Annotated in this window: 15 protein-coding genes; 3 read left to right on the top strand and 12 right to left on the bottom strand. The window is 63.2% G+C overall.

All coding sequences use genetic code 11. From position 1 onward, the window contains the following. The 8 genes from NZ453_RS02050 to NZ453_RS02015 form a co-directional block, all read right to left on the bottom strand. Window positions 1-212: hypothetical protein (locus NZ453_RS02050; RefSeq protein WP_263768620.1), on the bottom strand; the 212-nt coding region annotated here is incomplete at its 3' end. 371 nt (window positions 213-583) lie between these two features. Next, on the bottom strand, window positions 584-1363 hold the full coding sequence (locus NZ453_RS02045; protein ID WP_263768619.1) for a hypothetical protein: 780 nt from the start codon (window positions 1361-1363) through the stop codon (window positions 584-586). Then, the gene (locus NZ453_RS02040) at window positions 1360-3501 is read right to left on the bottom strand and encodes an MFS transporter (RefSeq protein ID WP_263768618.1); all 2142 of its coding nucleotides are present in this window, start codon (window positions 3499-3501) and stop codon (window positions 1360-1362) included. Before NZ453_RS02040 ends, NZ453_RS02045 begins: the two co-directional genes overlap by 4 nt. Continuing rightward, the gene (locus NZ453_RS02035) at window positions 3501-4310 is read right to left on the bottom strand and encodes a hypothetical protein (protein ID WP_263768617.1); all 810 of its coding nucleotides are present in this window, start codon (window positions 4308-4310) and stop codon (window positions 3501-3503) included. The genes NZ453_RS02040 and NZ453_RS02035 overlap by 1 nt, the downstream gene beginning before the upstream one ends. 2 nt (window positions 4311-4312) lie before the next feature. Continuing rightward, on the bottom strand, window positions 4313-6463 hold the full coding sequence (locus NZ453_RS02030; RefSeq protein WP_263768616.1) for a PP2C family protein-serine/threonine phosphatase: 2151 nt from the start codon (window positions 6461-6463) through the stop codon (window positions 4313-4315). Further along, window positions 6463-8379 (bottom strand): hypothetical protein, encoded by a 1917-nt coding sequence (locus tag NZ453_RS02025; RefSeq protein ID WP_263768615.1) that lies wholly within the window; start codon window positions 8377-8379, stop codon window positions 6463-6465. Before NZ453_RS02025 ends, NZ453_RS02030 begins: the two co-directional genes overlap by 1 nt. Further along, the gene (locus NZ453_RS02020; RefSeq protein ID WP_263768614.1) at window positions 8376-9161 is read right to left on the bottom strand and encodes a hypothetical protein; all 786 of its coding nucleotides are present in this window, start codon (window positions 9159-9161) and stop codon (window positions 8376-8378) included. Before NZ453_RS02020 ends, NZ453_RS02025 begins: the two co-directional genes overlap by 4 nt. Beyond that, entirely contained in the window at window positions 9158-10315 is a 1158-nt protein-coding gene (locus NZ453_RS02015) for an ABC transporter substrate-binding protein (RefSeq protein WP_263768613.1), read from the bottom strand. The genes NZ453_RS02020 and NZ453_RS02015 overlap by 4 nt, the downstream gene beginning before the upstream one ends. Before the next feature lie 372 nt (window positions 10316-10687). Between NZ453_RS02015 and NZ453_RS02010 the strand changes: the two genes are divergently transcribed. Both NZ453_RS02010 and NZ453_RS02005 read left to right on the top strand, forming a co-directional pair. Continuing rightward, the gene (locus tag NZ453_RS02010; protein ID WP_263768612.1) at window positions 10688-11161 is read left to right on the top strand and encodes an ATP-binding protein; all 474 of its coding nucleotides are present in this window, start codon (window positions 10688-10690) and stop codon (window positions 11159-11161) included. Continuing rightward, window positions 11162-11653, top strand: a complete 492-nt coding sequence (locus NZ453_RS02005) for a type III secretion system chaperone (protein ID WP_263768611.1) — start codon at window positions 11162-11164, stop codon at window positions 11651-11653. 23 nt (window positions 11654-11676) lie between these two features. On the opposite strand, the gene NZ453_RS02000 is transcribed toward NZ453_RS02005, so the two are convergent. Next, entirely contained in the window at window positions 11677-12411 is a 735-nt protein-coding gene (locus NZ453_RS02000; RefSeq protein ID WP_263768610.1) for an RNA polymerase sigma factor, read from the bottom strand. Between the two features lie 506 nt (window positions 12412-12917). Here NZ453_RS02000 and NZ453_RS01995 point away from each other — a divergent pair. Next, on the top strand, window positions 12918-13343 hold the full coding sequence (locus NZ453_RS01995) for a hypothetical protein (RefSeq protein ID WP_263768609.1): 426 nt from the start codon (window positions 12918-12920) through the stop codon (window positions 13341-13343). Between the two features lie 249 nt (window positions 13344-13592). Here the strand turns inward: NZ453_RS01995 and NZ453_RS01990 are convergent, their stop codons facing one another. The 3 genes from NZ453_RS01990 to sctD form a co-directional block, all read right to left on the bottom strand. Beyond that, window positions 13593-13832, bottom strand: coding sequence for an EscF/YscF/HrpA family type III secretion system needle major subunit (locus tag NZ453_RS01990; RefSeq protein WP_263768608.1), 240 nt, complete (start codon window positions 13830-13832; stop codon window positions 13593-13595). 162 nt (window positions 13833-13994) lie between these two features. Then, window positions 13995-14210: an EscE/YscE/SsaE family type III secretion system needle protein co-chaperone gene (locus NZ453_RS01985; protein ID WP_263768607.1), complete on the bottom strand. Its 216-nt coding sequence runs from the start codon at window positions 14208-14210 to the stop codon at window positions 13995-13997. A 38-nt stretch (window positions 14211-14248) separates the two neighbouring features. After that, window positions 14249-15628: a type III secretion system inner membrane ring subunit SctD gene (gene sctD, locus NZ453_RS01980; RefSeq protein ID WP_263768606.1), complete on the bottom strand. Its 1380-nt coding sequence runs from the start codon at window positions 15626-15628 to the stop codon at window positions 14249-14251. Between the last annotated feature and the right edge of the window lie 37 nt (window positions 15629-15665).

The raw sequence follows: 15665 nt of genomic DNA, 5'->3' as shown, positions 1-15665 counted from the left end.
AGGGTCTTGAGTTCGAGGTGGGCGTTCGCCGACAGGCACTCGAGGTCGTACCGATAATTGACCGAGAGACCTTCTTCGCCGTGCAGGCGGTGCGGCAAGAGCGTGGCTTCGGAAAACCCCCGCCCCGAGGCCAAACGCAGCCGCAGCAACCGGTCCCCTTGGCCAAAAAGCGATACGCCGCGGGCCAAGAGGGCCGAGAAAACATCATCCATGGCGGGGAATTATTGTGTTCTATTGGGACTGTGGATTCTACTATCCCCAATAGGTGAAGTACATATATAACGAAGGTCATAGATTTGGCGTCCATGGCTTGGCCGTCCCGAGGCGAACCCGAGGCCCGGCAAGCTCATGACGTCAGTGAGCGACGCTCGGCGGCGGGGGCGGGGGACCGGCGTCGGTGGGGACGCCGTCGTTCTTGGCGGCGCCGAACGAGAAGGTGTAGAGCAGCCCCAGGGTGGCACTCGCGCCCACCCGCCCAATCAGCGATAAGCCCCGCGTCACTTCGTACGTCACTTTGATCACGTTCTCGGCCGAACTCAGAGAACGTCGGCGTGATCAGCCCGTGGGCCGATGACGAACCGATTCAGCACGGGTCTCGGATTTCCCGCAGAAGCGCGAATTGAATGAAGAATTCTTGCGTGTGAGAGCCAAGGCGTGCCTTCTCGACAATTCCCTCGAAACCCGCCGCTGTCAGCTCCACCTGCCGTGCGCGCTCCGAGTCGTGGACCCAGACCGATTCGACAACGCGTTGCTGCGGGGCGGCGAGATCGAGCCCGAGGTAGTACCAGAAGCGGCCGGGCGTTCGTTCGGCGACGCGCTTGATCGAGAGGCCTGCGGCGAGCAGATTGCGTCGCGAATACTCGTTTCCCGCTGCCGTCATGGAGACGATAAGCCGGCGTTCAAAAATACGGGCTACCGCCAAACGCCATTTAACGAGTTTCAACTGCAGACCGTGCCCACGATAGCCATTGTCGATGAAGCACGAGGCGAGGTGTGCTGAGTTCCCCATATCGTCGGATGAAAGGTTCAAGCGGTCGCCAATCTCGCATCGATAGTCGCTCCCGGGAAGGATCACCGTGGCGTAAGCAATGAGCGATGCACCTGCGAAGACGCCAAGCGTAATCGCCGGCCGGTTCAAGTGTTCGTCGGCCCATTCCCGTTCGGCACGTTCGACATCCTGGTCGGCGGGATCGTTGAGCCGGAACTCAAGCGGGAGTGTGGCGAACACGCGACGGCGAAGGTCGAAGACGGCTGCCGCATCGGCCGGTGACAGCAGGCGAGCGGAAAACCGCGCAAACCGGCGCGGCAGGTGCAGGCCGGCGACAGTTGACTGCACGGCCACGGAGGATGTCGGAGGGGTCATGCCGTATCGCTCGCCAAGTTCATCGATGGCTTGGGTGCCGTTCGGGTTTCGTCGTAGCCACGCAGCAAGAGCGCCGTAGCGACGATGCTGAGCGCGAAGAGGGTACCGATGACGGCAATACAGGTCTGCAGGCCCGAATAGCGGACGAGCAGGGCCGCGACAACGGGACCAAGCGCGCCGCCGAACCGTTCAATGAGCCGGTACAACCCGAGCCCGATTTCCGGGTCGGCTGCCGACTGGCCGCTGGAAAAGACGCGGGTAACAAGAACCACTTGAGAGTTTCCTGCAGTCGCCTGACCCAGGCCAAGCAGTCCGCACACGGCCGCGAAGCCGATGACGCCTTGCAGGGTGTAACCGAGCAGACATGCAGCGCCGCCGATGAGCGCGCCGCCGAGCACGAACGGTTTGCGCTGTCCGAACCGGTCGGAGAGGTGCGCCACCGGACCGGCGACAAAAAGAAAGGCAACGAAAAACAACAGCTGCAGGCGGCCGGCGGTGGCAGCGGGCTCGCCGAGATCGGCGACGGCGAGGGGTACGACGATGAGCAAGACGGCGGTAGCCGCGAGCTTGGTCGGTACGGCGGTTACCAGGACGAGGGCCAGGAAACGAAGGTTGCCAAGCGCCAGGCGAGCCGTCTGCGCCACGCTGCGCCGTGGCCGGTTGCTGTCCTCAGGGGTAAGTTCGACGCGCATGCCTCCGACGAGCAGCAACGCGAGAGCCGTAACGACGGCGGCAAGCAAAAACGCGAAGCGATAGCCGTAGGCATCGGCGAAAAGCCCGCCGATCACGGGGCCGCAAATCCCTGCGGCGACAATCGCCGCCGAAAATTGCGCGACGTTGCGGGCACGCATGGCGCCGGTATCGAGTCCGAGCAGCCCCGTTTGCGCATAGATCAGGACAAGCCCAAATGCCGTCCCGCTCAGCGCCCTCAGCGCGACGAGCAAATACCAGTGCCCGGCCACGGCTGTCGCCGCCAAAGACGCGGCGGTGAGAGCGATCGAGACGCCGAGGCAGCAGCGAAAGCCGTAGCGCCGGAGCAGAAACGGCCCGACGAGTTGCGACAGTGCCCAGGTCAGCAGGAATGCCGTCAGCGGCAAGCTGGCGAGAATCGACGACCCGAGCGTGCTGGGTCCCTCGATACCTGCCGCATGAAGGGCGAACCATGGTCGGCAGAATTCCTCCGCAATGGCGACGAGGAATACGACCAGCCGCAAGCGGCCCGTCGTAACGTGCGCACCGATCGGCTGCGGTTCGTGATCGAGAGCGTGTTCTTTGCCGAAGGCGGCTACCTCGTCGGCCCAATGGCGCGCTTGCGGGTCGCCGCCAAGCGCTGTGGCTCGCTGGGCGAGCCGGCGATAACTGATGCGCAACCCGTCGAGCCGCGCGTCGAGGGCGCCGGCAAGTCGTTCGAACGGGCTGCGGCCGGGCAGTACGGCGCGCGCCCTGAACTCACCGTCGGCAACCTCCTGCGCCAGATCGTGAATCACGACGAGGTCGCGCAGCATCCATCGCCGGGCCGCATACTGAGACAGTTCAAGGACCAGGATGAGGCTGATGAGTACGGCGATACCGATATCCGCCGCGACGGCTCGGACCTGTGCGTCGAAGTAGTCGGTCGCATAGCCGACTACGACGGTGACCTCGGGCGCGCCCGGACCGGCCGGTACACTTTCGGCACGATAAGAAAACTCGTTGGGCTCGAACTCGGCGTAGCTCCCGCGCCGCGCCGCCGGCAGCAAGACGGCATCAATGGGGGGCTTCGCTTGCGCATCGGCGGCGGCAACAAGACGCTCGATTTCCGGCCGGTCCGCCGAGTCGACATCGTCGGCGATCTGAACAGTAAGAATCTGGCCGTCCTCGGCCACCACGCCGAAAAAAGACAGCTCTTTGTGCCGTGCGAGTTCGTCGCGTAACAAGGTGTCGAGACCGGGCAGACGGTCCGTGGCGATACCAACCTGCACGGCCCTTTCGATCTGCATTCCGACGACGCGTCCGATGCCCTGCGCGTTACGCTGCAACGCGCTGACGACACGTGGGCTGCCGGTGTGTCGCGCTTCGCTGACGATAGCTGCGAGGCCCGCGCCGACAACGGCCACCACGACGGCGGCGGCAAGCCAGATACGAAGTTTCTCCCGCATTACGAGGGCCCATCCGGACGGCGTTCGGCGAATCGGCTCAGCCTGTCGAGTTCCGTTTCGGCCGTCTCGATGGACTTGACGGCACCGTCTAGTTTCAGGCCGGCCATGCGTTGCATGCCGTCGTCGGCAGTCGGGGTACCGCGCAGGCGGTTGATGACGGCGGCGCTTGCCCGTTCCCAGCGGCCCCACATCAGAGCCACGAGAGCAATGCACACCGCCGTGCCGGCGAGCCAGCTAACGCCGGTGGCTGGAAGCAGGCGTTCCATGACGGCAGCGAACGTTGCCGTCGCCGCCGGGTCGGCATACATCACGGAGACGAGGCCCCCCGGGCGCCCAATCGGGTCGCGTATCGACATCACGACGTGCTGTTGACCACCGCTCCGGAAGGTACGCACGATGTCTTCGGCCGGGTTGACCGCGCTCTCGTCCAGCAGGCGCCGAGCGAAGCGCGGTTCGAGCTCGACGGCTTCGGCGGGGCGAGTTTCGCGGAAAACCGGTTGGGCCGTGTCCGAGTAGACCGTGATCGCCTGAACATCGGGGTCTCCTCGTAGTTGTTCGGTCAGCTGCCGCGGAAGCCCGTTCTGGTCTGTAAGCTGGATGCCGAAACGCAAACCCGCTTCGACCGCCCGCCTCACCTCGCCGGCAACGAGGCGGGCGCGCACTTCAGCCAAGTTGACGACCGCCTCCTCCACACGCAGGCTGACCAAAAGCGATGTGATCAGGAAGCACGCGAGCAGAACAGCCGACGGAACGAGGGCAAGATAGGCGAGCCGCCCTAGGTGGCTCCGCGTATCGGTTGGCACCCCCATGTTCATGCCTGCACCGCTGCGCTGCCCGCCGGGCGATAGACCAGGGAAACACACGTGATATCGTCCGCTTGCATGGCTCCACGCTCGAAGCGGCGGATGTCGGAGAGGATGGCTTCGTTGCGGGCCGGCATGTCGGCTCCGGCGCAGGCTTGCAGCGTATGCAACAAACGCGTTTCGCCGTAGAGCTCTCCGTCGGTGCTCGTGGCCTCGGTAATCCCGTCGGTGTAAAAGAGCAGCGAATCGCCTGGACCGAGCGTCAGTTCGCCGGCCGGGAAGGAAATGTCCTCCATCACCGCGAGCGCCATCGCCTTCGTCTTCGGCAGGTATTGGGCTTCGCCCTGCGCCGGAATCAGGAGCGGCGGATTGTGACCGGCGTTCACGTATTCGAAGCGGCCGGTAACGAGATCGAGCACGCCGTAGAACACGGTGACGAACATCATCTGGTCGTTGTCGGCGCACAACAGGTTGTTGAGTTGCGTGACGCAATCGGCGGGCGCGCGCAGAAATTGCGCGTTGCTCTTGAGCAGCGTACGCGCAACAGCCATGAAGAAGGCGGCGGGCACACCCTTGCCCGAGACGTCGGCGACGACAATGCCCAGGTAGCGCCATTCGGAATCGAGGAAGAAGTAGTCGTAGAAGTCGCCGCCCACTTCCTTGGCAGGAATCATCAGCGCGGCGACGCGGACTTGCTCGCTTGCCGGGGCGACACGGGGCAGAATCGCCGCCTGCATCTGGCGCGCGACTTCCAGTTCCTGTTGTAGGCCGGCGAGCCGTGCCTTCGCCTCGGCGGCCGAGCGGACTTCGGACAGCAGATCGAGCAGCCGGTGCTGCTGCGAGGCAATCAATCCCGTCATGCGGCCAAGGACACCCGCCAAAGCCGCCAAGTCGTTTGCCTCTGCGCCGCCGGGAATGTCTGCGGCGTTGGCCGTCGTTGTCGCCTGAGCGGCTGGCGGCTGCGCTTCTGCTTCCAGCGCGCCGAGTTCCCGCAGGATTTCCTCGCGCGATTGCGCGTCCAGGCTCTCGGCGAGCTCGCGCAGACGGCTGCGGATCACGTGCTCCTGCTGCTGCCGGGCGCGCAGGCGTTCGTCACGCAGCATGTGGCCTTGCAGTACCTCCTCGCGCAGTACCGAAATGCCGTGCACGATGCGCGCCGCTTCGTCGGCGACCTCGGCCTCGCTCTCGTCGACAACCTGCGCTGACGTGTCGCCGCGAGCCAGTGCGTCGAGGGCGCGCAGCGCCCGGTTCAGTGGGTCGAGCGAGGCGCGCAGGTAAAGCGCCATCAGGATCAGAAGCGCAATACCGAAGAACAGGGTCACTGTGCCAATGCGCGTGTTGAAACTGGCGTCGGCGCGCGCCAGATCGGTGATGTCGCGCGCAGTGATCAGGGCGGCCAGCGGGCGTTGTTCGGAATTGAACTGAGGGAGGACCGAGACGAGGTAGGTCCGTCCGTCGACCTCGCGTCGGGTCACCCGCTCTGTGCGTACCGCGGTGCCGAGCCCCAGCGTGTTCATCAGCGCGGGTTTCGTCCCGGCGACAAGTTTGCCGCGCAGGTTATGGATGGCCACTTCGCCCGAGAGACTGTCGCGTAATTGCGTGAGGGCCGGCAGAATCTCGACGGCCAGGGCCACCGCGGCGATAGCACCCGGCGCCCGCTTACCGGAACCCGGAGTGCCAAGTGGTTGTGCGCGTACGAACAGGAATTCCTTGTTCGAAAGCTGCGTCAGACCGGCTACCGCCTTGCCGTCCCCGAGGAGAGCGGCGATGGCGCCCGGGTCGAGCAGGCCGCCTGATTCGGAAAGGTTGACCGCCGATGAATAAAGAACGCTGCCGTCGGCGCCGAAGACGTCGACCCGTATCTCGGGAAAACCTGCACGCAGTCCCTCGATGAGGGTCGCTAATTGGGTGGAGTCGGCGGCATGGCGAGCGAGGCGGGCGAACGCCGGATCGGAAACGAGTTGCTGGTGCGAGAGGGCAAGCCGTTCCTGCGTTTCGCCGCGAATCTTTTCCCAAGCGAAACGTTGGCTCTGCAACACCTCGCCGTTGAACCGGCTGTTGAAGTGCGCATCCCGCATCCATAACACGCCGCTGAAAGCGGCCAGCAACAGGAGCAGGACCAGCGTCGAGATAATGATGAGTCGCGTACGCAGCAACATTACCGTTGCTCCTTTGCGGCGAAACATACCCATGCCAACCCGATCCACGCGGCGCATCCGGCCCACCAGAGCCAATGCATGGGCAGATCGGCATACAAGGCGACCGCCGAGAGCGCACAGCCCAGGACGCAGCCTGTACCGGCCCGGGGCAATACCTCGAGCCCGGCCGCTTCCCGGGTTCCGACAATGATCAGATGCCCGGAAATCGCGAAACCGAGCACGCCAACGGCGATGGTATGCACCCAAATGGGATAGGGGACCGCATCGAAATACCCGGCGGCGATCATTCCGCAGGCGAGTGCTGCGAGCGCGACAAATACCTTTTCCGTCAATCGCCCGGCGGCGGCAAATGCCAGCGCGATTCCGAGCACCAGCCCGCACAGGGCGAAAACGGTTTCGACCGGCGTATCCACGCGCAGGCCGGGAAAGACGCCGGTGACCGACGACGCCATGAATAACCCAAACGCGAAACCTAGAAACGGCCATCCGCCGGGGTGCGCTGGCGACAGAGGCCGGCTGCCCGAATGCGTCGAAATGATTCGCGTCTGCTCGATGCGCAAGCTCGCGAGGAACATATGCGCCACGCCCGCCACCAGTCCGGCCGCGACGAACGACCACCCGACGCCGAGGACCGTACCGCCGATCATGCCGAGCGGCCAGCCGACGCAGAGGCCGCGCATCATGAGCGACGGAGAGATCGTCGTCGTTGCTCCCTGTGCGATGGTGAGCGGCGAAGGTTCCTGCCGAGCGAAAGGCAAGGCCGCAAGCGCGCGTACGAAAATCCCGAACCCGACGCCGAGGGCGATGATCGCGACCCAGAGTCCCGGTTCGCGGAAGGCGTCGACACCCTGCGCCATCGCGAACAATACCGGTGCAAGCATCGTTATCGTCAAGCCGAGCGACGCCGCGAGTTTCGGTGGAGCGCCCATGGCGAGGCGTCGTCCGAGCGGCAGCCCGGAGGCACATCCCGCCACCGCGCAAGCGAGCAGCAGCGGTCGATGCCAGACGGGAATTCCGTTGATTGCTCCGCTTGCGCCCAGCGCTGTCCATACGGCGGTGCTACCGAGAAAGAGGATCCAGCCGAGATCGCTGCGCAGGGGATGGACGCGGTCGCGAGCAGGCTTGATGGCAGCGAAACGCGTATCCGCGACCGCGTCGATGAGCAACGCGGAGAGGCGTTGCCTCTCCCCAAGCTCGGGCTCGGTGTGCAGCAGCGAGGCGACCAGGCGCTGTAGGCGCAGGCGCCTTTCATTCAAGTCGCGGATACGGGCGGTCAGCCACGACGCGCGCAGATCGAAGCTGCGTGGGCTGGTTTCATTGACGACCGTCGTCAGGTCGCCAGCGGCGATGCGTTCCTGCATGGCGTGCAGCGCAATCTCACGGGCCTCCGCGCCGCGCTTGAGCGCATAGCTCACGCTACGGCGCGCGATCGTCAGCGTGGCGACGACAATGATAATTCCGAGGGCGGCCGGAAAGGCCAATGCCTCAAGAACGGTGGTCGGCTCGGTATAAACCGTGACCGTCCCAACCGCAGAACTTTCTCCCTCGGTGGGCCGGACGGTTGCCGAGATGGCGATCGGGGCGACCGACGACGGCTCCGGGACCGCGCGTTCGGCGACGACCTTTCCGGAAGCATCGGTGAGCACGATGCGCACGATGTCGCCATCCTCGCTCATGCGCGTACCGAAAACACTGTCGACTCCCGATAACCGGTCGAAAGGGATGTCATACGCCAGTGCACGACCGATCGAGGCGGCCAACGCTTCAGCGATCACGGCGGCGCGGATACGCTGCTCGTTACGGCGCAACTCAGCCGTCTGGCCGACGATCAAGGCGATGAGGCAAACGACGAGGCCGGCCACCAGCGCCACCGTAAACAGGGCGAGCCGTCGCTCGACGTGAACCAACCGGTTCATCGCGCTCTCCGCCCCACCTTGTGCATCGCGTCGTCAAGCCGCCGGCGAATCCGGCTCAGCATGGCGACGGTTGGCGAGCGGCGCTCGTCATCGGCGTAGAAGGCATCCTCGGCCGCTGCCACCTCGCGCGCATACGCGGCGGCGGCAATAAAAGGTGCGATCAAGACGGCGAGCAGAAAAACGATCAGTACGGTGGCGGCGTTTTCCTTGAATGCCTCGATGCGCTCGCCGCCCGCATCCGGCTGATAGGTGATGGCCAAGTGCCCGACCGGCTCGCGGAAGCTGCCGCGCAGGGGCACGCCGAGCGTGGCATCCGTTTCCGATTGGCTGGTCCAGTAATGCCCTGAGAAGTGCTGCGCGGCATGGCGCCATTCGGGGCTGACGGTTTCCCCGGTCGTGCCGCGGTCGGTCGAATGCCGGGAGATGCCTTCCGTGTCGAAGATCTCGATGGAACGTACCGACGGGTCCTTGCGGATCAGATCATCCAGCATGTTGCGCACGCCGCGGTCCTCGCCGATGTCGAAACCGAGTTGCAGATCGGTCTCCGCCTTGTCCCTGATTTCGGAGAGGAAGAGCAACAAGCGTTCGCGCCGCAGACCGTCGATTTCTTCCTGATAGTTCCAAGCGAACGCGCCCACGGCGGCGACGCCGGCTAGCCAGAGAATGATGAACCACGCCCCGGCGATTTCCCACACATAGGCGGCCAGGCGCAGCCCGCGGATGCGCGGCAGATCAGTGTCGCGTTCCGCCGGTGGGGACGCGGTCGCTTCGGAGAGTTTCATGGCCCGCTTCCCGGCTTGCCCGGCGGCACACACGGCGCCGAGCTGGGCCCGAGCCTCGCGGGAAGGCGCACGTCCGCGATGTTGAGCAGCGGCAGCGGCGGATAGACATCGAGCGCCTTTGCCGTACACATATTCACCAGCACGCTGAAGCGCTGCAGTGTCTCAATAGGAATACTTCCGACCGGAACCTCGCCTTTGAGGATCTGCGCCGCCTTGAAGGCGACAAAGCGGCTCATGTTTTCCTGCGGCGAAAAGAGGCCGAACAATGCGTTGCCGTCGCGGATCGCGCTTTCGTTGGCGGTGAACGACGGCAATCCGGCCTCGGCCGCCGCATCGGTGGTTATCTTGCGATGCGTGAAACCGACGAAGGTGTCCGGCCCGATGTACAGCCATTCCGCGCCGCGTTCCTTCACCTTGCGCACGAGCCCGGGCAGGCTCTGTGGGTCGGGGGCGCCCTTGGCATCGGGCGTGACCGCTTCGGCGATCAACTCGAAGCCGAGGTGGGCGGCAACCGCATTGAGGTCATCGAGCATGAAGCGAGAATTGGGTTCGCCGGCGTTATACACAACGCCGAGCTTCTTGAATGGCCGGAACGATTCGATGGCGTTGATCTGTACGGTCAGCGGCGCCAGATGCGAAGTGCCCGTTACGTTGCGGTTCGGCGCACGCAAATCTTTCACGATCCCGGCACGGACCGGATCGGCGACGACGGCGAAGACGATCGGGATGTCGTCAATCACCGGCTTGTCGTGTGTACCGGCGACGGCGACCGTCGTCGGCGTACCCCAGGTGTAGATGAGGCTTGGCTTCTCCTTGCGTATGCGCTCGGGTAAAGCCGCCATTTCGTCCTTGTTGCGTGCGTCCGGCACGATCAGCATGAAACGCACACGTCCGCCCAGCCGGCGTTGCAGATCGGCTTCGAAGACAATCTCCATTGACGTCCGGCCGCGCGGCGTCACCATGACCACTAGCGGGGCATCCCCAGCCGCCAGCACCGATCCCGGCACGAGCGAGGTTAGGCAGACGGCCAGGAAAACCAGAAACCGCTTGAAATAACCGAATAGCTCCTCCACGCCCGGCGCCCCTCCTTCGTCGCGCACGGACGGCCGATTGACCAAACGTCGGACACGGATGCCCTTGCATTTCCCATGCATTCGGTGTCCCTCGCCTCTCGTTTCCGGCGCGGTACCTACCGACCCGCCGTTTCCCCAATGTTGTTCGTTCGTAGTGCACATACCGTCAGAATTGGTAACGGATCGGCGTTTCCGGTTCCGTGCCCGTCGGAATTTGCTCCAAAATATCGCGCCTGGTGCGAGAAATCGTTGCATCGGGAACTTAGAGACGCCGTTTGATACCCACACAAAGGTTTCTTCTCAGCCGGTGAGGGCAAAGGGCAGGGGAAAAGGGCTTCGCGAGGACCGCCGCGCCATGTGCAATGGTTTCCGTTATGCTTGTCGTCTACTGAACTCGATGAACTCAAGACGCCCAATCAGCCGCGTTCTATTCTGAGTCGATATCCCACGGCCATGTCAGCCCCGTCATCGTCCTCATCGTCTTTTTCCCGCCAGCTCAACAGCCGTGCGCCCGAGATCGCGGAACTCGCGGATGCCGTTGAGGAATGGGCGGCGACGGCCGGCGTGCAGGAACGGACAATCCGCTACGTGAATATCATTCTCGACGAGCTGATTGCCAATATCGTTGCGCATGCCTATCGCAACTGCAACGATGGGACCATCGAGGTCAACGCTGATTATGACGGTCACCGGGTGTGCGTCACGCTACGGGACTATGGGCCGGAGTTCGATCCGACCAGTCTGCCGCCCGCGGATACCGAAAAGGATATCGACGAGCGAGAGATCGGCGGCCTCGGGGTCCATTTTGTGCGCAAGCTCGCCGATCACCTGAGTTATCAGCGGCATGACGGCGTCGCGAATGTGGTCGTATTCTGCAAGGCGGAAACGTCGCCCGAAAGCGGGCCAGGTACGGGCGGAGGAAATTAGATGACCGGAGCCCCGCATGTTGCCGGAGGTCCTGACTCGACAATCAATGAGCTCGGTACCTTGATCGGCGTTCCGGGTCTGAAGCTCGACGGTAACGGCTGCTGCCAGCTGGCATTTGACGGCCGCTGGCTGGTAACGCTAGCCCATGTTCCCGGCGCTCAGCGCTGGCTCCTCTCGTGCCCGCTCACCGATGGACGGCAAACGGTTCCGCACGGGAGCCAGACAGCCATGCTGCGCGCCAATTTCATGGGCGCGGGGAGCGGTGGCGGTTTCCTTTGCATTGCGCCGGACGGCAAGCCTTGCCTGCAGTTTCAGTTGCCGCTGGCGGAGACGACTGGGCAGCATCTGCTTGATCAACTCGAAGGCCTGCTTAATCTGGCCGAAACGTGGGCCGAGCGGCTGCACCGTGGGGAGCCGACCAGCGGCGAAACGACGGCGGCGACGCACGCCGGAGGGGAACGGCCGCCGCCATGGATGCTCAACCGCGTGTGAAACGTAAAGAAGTCGTCCCGCTCCTAGAAACCGAGCTCGATCCCCGCGCTGGTCAGCCGTTGGCGTAGCTTGGCACGGGCTCTCGATACCCGACTGCGCACCGTACCGACCGGAATCGACAACATGACCGCGGCGTCTTCGTAGGAGACCTCATCGAGTGCCACGAGGAGCAGCACCTCTCTGATTTCGTCGGGCAACTCCGCAAGTTCGCGCTGCAGTGCCTCTACCGCCTGACGGTTAGCCAGCGCGTCGGCTGGATCGACCTCGTTCGACGCGAGTGTCTCCAGTGATTGCTCGTCGACAAAATCGTATTTGCGGTGCGGTGAGCGCGACAGATAGTTGCGTGTCAGGTTCATCGCGATGCCGTAGATCCATGTGGACACCGCGGATTCGCCGCGATAGGTCGCGTACGAGCGCGCCGCTTCCATGAATGCTTGCTGGGTAATTTCCTCGGCTTCGGTTGAGTTGCCGATGTTTTTCAAGACAAAGCGGTACAGGCGTTCGCGGTGGTCGTGTACCAGTTGCTTGAATAGAGCGGACGTATCGGCTTGCAGGGGAGCGCTCGGCTCAGATTCGACAAGTTCGGACGACTCAACATCGCCTTCGCTTTCCGGCGGAAAAGCATCGGGAGCCGTGGATTGAAACGGGGAGCCGTTCCATGCACTCGGCATTGCGATGTCACCGCCTTGCGCGCTTTCCGCGGCTTCTGACATCGCGTCGCCTGCGGCTGCCGAGTCGCTCTCGATGCTGCGGTTCATCGTTGTTGTCCGAATGCTGCGTCACCTTGCGCAGGCGGTCCGCTAACCGTGCACCATGCCGGGTACGCCGATTGCCGAAAAGTCCACGCTTCCCCCCGCTCTTCCGCGGTATGGCCAGAGTGCCGTGCGCGCATGACAACGGCGTGAACGACATGGTCATTTATGCAATTTGTCGGGCTATCTTACCAAAAAGGCCTGGAAGAGATAGCACAAACGGATGTCCTGCGAGGCGTCCCGAAGGCACGGGACGTGCGATGCATTCGCTGGAACTAAGCCTTTAGTGCTGTTACTAACAGGCCAGATAGAGTGTCAGCATAGTCGCCAATGGGCCGCTGCGCCACCGGCGAGCGCAGGTTTTTGTAATGCCGTGGATGGAAGCACGGGAGAAAAAAGGAATTTGTATCGATACGACGAGAAAACGTCGGAGAAGGCGCGGAAGCGGAGAGTCGGGTTGGAGTTGAGCAGGCCGCCGCTATTGCACCAACACATGGAAAAGGCATTCGACGGTGAGTATTTCGAACCTTAATGCGACTTCAGGCGCCGCGCGTCCTTCCTTGTCGGTGGACGATTTTCGCCGCGAGGCCGCGTTGGGCCAAGACTTGCACGTTCAAATCGACGGCGAGTCCTACAAGCTTGTCGCTACCGGCAGCACGCCCTCTGGCCGCTCCGTGGCATGGGTTGAAGGTGACGGCGATGCGACGCGGATGTTCGTTGAGGCGTTGGCGAGTTCGTATGGCGCCTCGCTTTCGCGAGCCGTCGCTGATGAACTTGGCTTAAAGCCTTCTCCGGGAAAGCCATTGTCGGCACGCACCGTGACGCAGGCTTTGGGAATGATCGAAACGGCGCAGGAAGCCCTCGGTGGTGTTCGTTTTGCCGAACAATTTACGCGCAACGGACCGACCGGCAACGGGGACGATCCGAAAAAGGTCTAGGCCGGAGGCACGACAAGGGCCCGCTGGATCAAGGTCCGGAAACTTGCGGGTATGCTGTGAACAACCCGCTTAATGTGTCGGAACCCTGCATGCGAGGATGGGAAAACGGCCGGCCCAAATCCTTTCTGGATACCGGAGAGATTCGAAGGGCTCACACTCCGCTCTGGTTCCGATTCTTCATGGGGAGCGCAATGCCCCACGCATAGAGGAAAAGGACCTGAGCGGGGCCTGAACGGGAAGCAAAAAAAGTCAGCCTGCTTTCTGGATGACGCCCTTCATCGCGTCGCTGAGTTCCTTCACGAGCGTGCTCTGAATCTCCGTCATGATCGTGAATTTCGAAATTTCCTGCTGCAGCAGAAGCAGGTCCGTCGAACTCGCCGTGTCTGCGTCGAGGCTCGAAATCTTATTCTTGAGCGACGTCTCCGCATTTTCCACGACGTTAGCGACCGAAGTGCCGATGTAGTCGAAAGACAAGCCGTTGGTGATCATTCTGGTTCTCCGCTTTCGTTATCCCGCTGTCTATTGGTTGGGGCCGGCCATCGTGGCCGGAACGTTGTTTACACTGCCGTTTCCACTAAACTAAAGATACACGCTTTGCCGTTTCTTGCCGTGGTTGGGTTGCTCACGTAGTTTTCTGCCCGTGCTTAAGTGTCAACCCAGCCCTACGCGCCGCTGGCTGATGACCTCGGCGGCAGCAACCACGGCGTCGAGCGCTGCCTGGCAATCGGGAAACTCGCTCCGCGGCATACCGGCGGCAATCTGCCCGCGTAGTCGCTGTTCCATTTCCGCCAACCGCGTGGCCACCTCATCGCGAGCCGCAACACCGTCGGGGCCGTTCAATCGTTCTTCAAGTTCGGTGAGGTTCATTTCCTGTCGATCTTTTGATATTGGTCCTATCTGTCGGCTCATCGACTGACGACGAGCCGCTGCGGGCCGTCGAACACCAGGTGGTCAGACGCGACTTCGACGAGCCGCCACTTGCCGACGCTGCCGCCGGGAACCACCTTCTCGTTTCCAGGCAGAACGATGTAGGGCGTCTCACCGCCGACGACACCCTGAATCTTGAACGGCAACGACGCGGTCTGTAACGGGGGCTTTTCCGCTCCCTCCCCCTGGATGCGCACGACGAACTTGAGCCATCGCCCGTACTCGGTTTCGACGCGCGTCAATGTTTGCTTCAGCAGCAATAGCCGCGATGGTGCCACGTTGACGTCGACCGAAAACGTCTCATCGCTCCAGGCTTGGCCGAGTACCGTCACTTCGTTGTCCTGCAACATCTGCACCAACCGCTCGGCCATCATGGGTGGCGTGAGCAGCGCGGATTCGAAAGCACGCACCGCGGGAAAGGCGGTGGTCAGCGCTTGCAGGAGTCCGTCGCGCTCGCTTTCGTTTGCCACTTTTCCGGAAAGGCGGAAGCGTCCGGAGCCGAGATAGTCCGCCTTAACTCCGGGGGCGCGCTCGGCGAGCGCGTCGCGTACCGCTTCGATCAGCGTGTTTTCGTCGGAGACGCGCAAGCCCGGACGTGGGTTGAGCTGCGCCAACTCGGCGGCCAATTCCTCGTACTCCGCGTCGTCAATGAGTGCGGCGTCGACGACGAGGCTGCCGTTCGCCTGGCGCTCGACCCGCGCCCGGTCGAGCATGTTCAAGCGTTCCAATATTGCTACTACTCGCGCCTTGCGCGCTTCAAAGACGGCATCGGCCGAAACCGCCTCTGGCGACGGAGGCGAAACGCCGGCGTCATTGCTTCGGCCAAGCAAGAAAAGCGCGAGGAGGCCGATCAGCACGCAAATTCCCAACGTTGCCCAAAGCACTTTGTAGCGGCGCGTGGGCGGTAGCCGGGGCGGCTGGGCTTGTGGGACTTCCGAACTCCCGGGCGTTTCGCTTACCGCGGCGGGCTCGGCCGCTGGGGAAGGCTCCTTGCGTTCGTCCGTTGAGACGTCCTGCGCGGTTTCTCTTTTCGCGGGTTCGGGCTGGCTTATCGGCGTACGCCAGGGTGCATCCGCCTGCTCCACCGAAATGACGACCGGACCGAGCCGAAGCGCCGTTCCCGGTGCGATGAGAATCGCCTCCGCATTGATATTGCCGTCTCCCGGCAAGGGTCGATAACTCCACCCTCCGTCGCCGACGGCGATTTCGAGCTGCTCGCCCCCGACTTCCTGATCGCATATGACAAAGTCGCACTGCGGGTCGGTGCCGAGCACGTAGCGACCCGCCTCCAGGCGCGCGCGGGCGCCGGCATGGATGCCATTGTGGATTCGAAGCTCGGCTTGCCCTGCATTGCTCATTTGAATGCGCCCGTACTTCCCTTACAATTGGATTCCC

It is taken from the genome of Propionivibrio soli, from assembly GCF_025770765.1.
Lineage (GTDB): Bacteria > Pseudomonadota > Gammaproteobacteria > Burkholderiales > Rhodocyclaceae > Propionivibrio > Propionivibrio soli.
The sequence above is the reverse complement of the archived record's forward strand: the minus strand, read 5'-3'. Positions and strand labels throughout refer to the sequence as shown.